The sequence below is a fragment of the Prevotella sp. oral taxon 306 str. F0472 genome (genome assembly GCF_000257925.1).
Taxonomy (GTDB): domain Bacteria; phylum Bacteroidota; class Bacteroidia; order Bacteroidales; family Bacteroidaceae; genus Prevotella; species Prevotella vespertina.
Genome location: NZ_AJIN01000037.1, coordinates 1 through 3,255 on the forward strand (window position 1 = coordinate 1; position 3,255 = coordinate 3,255).

The 3,255-nt window shown below is 44.9% G+C and carries 3 protein-coding genes; all 3 read left to right on the forward strand.

Going from position 1 to position 3,255, the window contains the following annotated elements; genetic code table 11:
• Positions 1-322 precede the first annotated feature (322 nt).
• Positions 323-529, forward strand: coding sequence for a hypothetical protein (locus HMPREF9969_RS05925; protein WP_036895250.1), 207 nt, complete (start codon positions 323-325; stop codon positions 527-529).
• 33 nt (positions 530-562) lie between these two features.
• Positions 563-2,131, forward strand: coding sequence for a hypothetical protein (locus HMPREF9969_RS05930; protein WP_009434936.1), 1,569 nt, complete (start codon positions 563-565; stop codon positions 2,129-2,131).
• A gap of 260 nt (positions 2,132-2,391) precedes the next feature.
• Entirely contained in the window at positions 2,392-2,856 is a 465-nt protein-coding gene (locus HMPREF9969_RS05935) for an HU family DNA-binding protein (RefSeq protein WP_009434938.1), read from the forward strand.
• Positions 2,857-3,255 lie beyond the last annotated feature (399 nt).

Genomic DNA, 3,255 nt, shown 5'->3' on the forward strand with positions numbered 1-3,255 from the left:
TTCTTCTTACCTTTGCCGCCGTGAAACAATTAGCAATGACATATCAAGTGAACGAAGTACTGCAAAGAATTATCGAATTCTTTGCATCTTTTTGCACTTTATCTTTGGTCAATCCAAATAATTTGCTAACACACACACACATTCGCACCTAGCGTCTAATAACACATTTTTTCTTCTCGCATACGCGCGCGCGAAGCGTGCCGTAACCCCTGTAAACAAAGGACTTTCAAGAGTTTCCTTTGTTCGCTTTTTTATGCCCTTTTGCGAACTCGATTTAGAGCAAAATAAGAACGAAATAACAACTATTTTAATCAATGAAGTAATGAGAAAAAAGCAAGTAAAGAAGAGTTATTCTGCACCAGCGTGCATGATAATTCAGGTAAACGAGGCCACTAATTTGATGGATGCGTCTATGCCAGGTCAGCATAATCCTGCACAATCAGGTGGAACGTATGGAGATGCCAAGAAGGCTCCTAATTGGATGTCTGAAGGTGAAGGAGAGGGAGAAAATCTAATGTGGGAAGACTAATAGAGAGTAATAAACTAAAAAAACAAAGTAACAATGAAGAAAACAATGAAACAATATTCATTCGCATCACGACTAAAGTCTTTGGCACTTGTGCTCGGCATTGCCTTGGCTTTTGCTTCTTGTGCCAATGAGGACATAGCACAGAACCCTAATGGCACAAATAACAATAAGAACTTTACCATCTTCTCAACAGGTGACCCTGCAACACGCACATCCATGGAAAGGAATGGTGCTTTCTATTGGGAAGCAGGCGACAAGATTTGGGTAAAGGATGATAACGGTACATGGCAGCAAAGTCGTAATGCTCCAACGGAAAAGACTGCCAGCTTTAAGTTTGAGGTACCTGGTAAGTTTACAAAGACTACCACCTATAAGGTCTATTATCCAGGTCAGAATGGCAATCAGAATCAAGTTACAATCGCTGCAAACCAGAGCCAGGCAGAGCCTAACACTACTGCTCATTTTGGTACATCAGGCGATTGCGGAATGGCAGATGCCGCATGGTCAAATGCAAAGAATGGTTTTGCTTTCACGCTTGACCACAAGGCTGCTTACCTTCTCTTCTTACCACGTACCAGTAACACTATCTTGCATGACTGCTACTTGACAAAGGTAGAAGTAAATTCAGATAACGATATTACTAGTACTTACACGCTTAACCCAGTCACAGGCAAACTAACGGGTACTGGTAGTGGTAATCAAATTGTTGTTGCAACAGTTGGTAGCGGAACATACGCTAATGGATTCCCTTTAACTAATAACGCTACAAGCGCAGCAACAAATGGTGCTTACGTGGTGATTAAGCCAGGTACTCACACACTCAAGGTACGTTATTGGGTGAAGGACGTTGCAACACACGTAGAGGGAACTATAACCAAGACATTAGCCTCAGCTACCTACGACCAGAACAAGTATTACGACATCACTGCTAACCTTGACATAAAAAATTATGACGGCGACCATTACTATATGTGGGATGCGCAGGAACAATACTGGAAAGGTTACGAATGGACAAAGCACTTAGCATCAGGTGCAGGCCAGCCAACACTTAACGGTAACAGTTCATCAAACTACGCCCAGAGCAACACTGACTCACGTTACTACAACGAAGCATTTACTTATGGCGTAGATAACCCTGCTACTCACACACCATGTAAAGATCTCCCCAACGTGAACGAGATGACGTGGTACGCTGCCAAGGGCGATCCACGTTGGGATGGAGACGAATTATGGACAACTATGGGGCATTTATATAAAGGTGGCATGTGGCTTAAGGAGAAGTCAGTATTGCAAGGCGAAGGTAATTACAACAGCAACACGGCTGTCGATGGCACCGATTGGCGTACAAATGGAAACGCTTATAGCTGGTCCATATCTCAGACTCTTCCTTCCGTAGCCGACGCAGCTAACTACTTTTACCTGCCCGCCTTGGGTCTCTACAACTTTGGTCAGCTGAACGACGTTGGCAACGGCCGCTATTGGTCGTCAAGTGCTCACCCATGGTACAGCAACTTCGCGTGCTACCTGGACTTCAGCAGTGGTCAAGTCCGCGTGAGCTACAACGACCGCAGCCGCGGGTTCAGGGTTGGTGGGTTCAAGTAGTCCTTGCGATTGCCCGTTACAGGTGTCGCCCTCTAAAAGGCGACACCTTGGACGCCGCCGTAAGGTGATTGAAATAGGATATAGAATAACGAGTCTCAAAGGTGTTAAACACTCTTGGCTGTAGGTGTTTAACACCTTTGATCAATAGTGTTAAACACCTTTGATGAAGAGTCTTAAACACCCTTGAAACGAAGTGTGGAATGCCTATGGAAGAGTTAGTTTTAACAACATATTTATAAACCATTTAAAAGTATAATGCTATGGTAGAATTCGAAGTAAAATCAAAGAAACAAACAATCGGGAAGAAGAAGGGGCAGACGGTGTACTACGCTGTACCCAAGAGTAACCAACACATGACGCTTGATGCACTTTGCGACATGATTATGGACGAGACTTCGCTCTCGCGTGGTGATGTGATGAATACGCTTATCACATTGGGCAAGATGGCGTGCCGCTCGTTGAAGATGGGTGCCAGTATTGACCTTGGCGACCTCGGTTCACTTCGCATTTACTTCCCTCCAAAGATGATGGACGACATGAAGGACGTAACGGCTGCCACACTCAAAACTCCTAAGATTATCTTCACGCCTAAAGCTAAAATGCGTGAGGCTGCCCATGCTGCGGAGGTGTCGGTGGATAATCCTGCTAGAAAGAAAAGCCCCACCCCCGCCCCCGAACCGAAAGAAAAGGGGAGTGAAGAGAACCCTGGACCACAGGCAGGGTAAAGCCCCACCCCCACAAAAGAAAGCCTCCCCAAGCCCCTCCAAAGGAGGGGATGTCCTTATTGGATATAGTTTGAAACGACTGAGAGCCTGTAAGTAGGGATGGGGACATCCCCTCCTTTGGAGGGGCTTGGGGAGGCTTTTCTTTAGTGTCGGCTTTTACCACGGGAGCATTTAAGATTGATTCAGGGTATCAATCGTTCTGTAGTAAGACAACTCGATTATATTAATTGTGAAATTAATGTCTTTCAAAACTAGTGTATTAATTTGGTTCTCTCGCTCTCGTGGTACGGCCTCACCCCCAGACGGGGTGAGGCTTTTCTTTATAAGACAGAAGGACACGGATAAAGACATAGTAACATACGAACACAAGGTTATAGTAACAGAGTTTTTAGACATAAT

What these genes read in the sequence shown, in the direction of transcription:
- HMPREF9969_RS05925 (WP_036895250.1), top strand. Translation starts at nt 323, where the DNA reads ATGAGAAAAAAGCAAGTAAAGAAGAGTTATTCTGCACCAGCGTGCATG.
- HMPREF9969_RS05930 (WP_009434936.1), top strand. Translation starts at nt 563, where the DNA reads ATGAAGAAAACAATGAAACAATATTCATTCGCATCACGACTAAAGTCT.
- HMPREF9969_RS05935 (WP_009434938.1), top strand. Translation starts at nt 2,392, where the DNA reads ATGGTAGAATTCGAAGTAAAATCAAAGAAACAAACAATCGGGAAGAAG.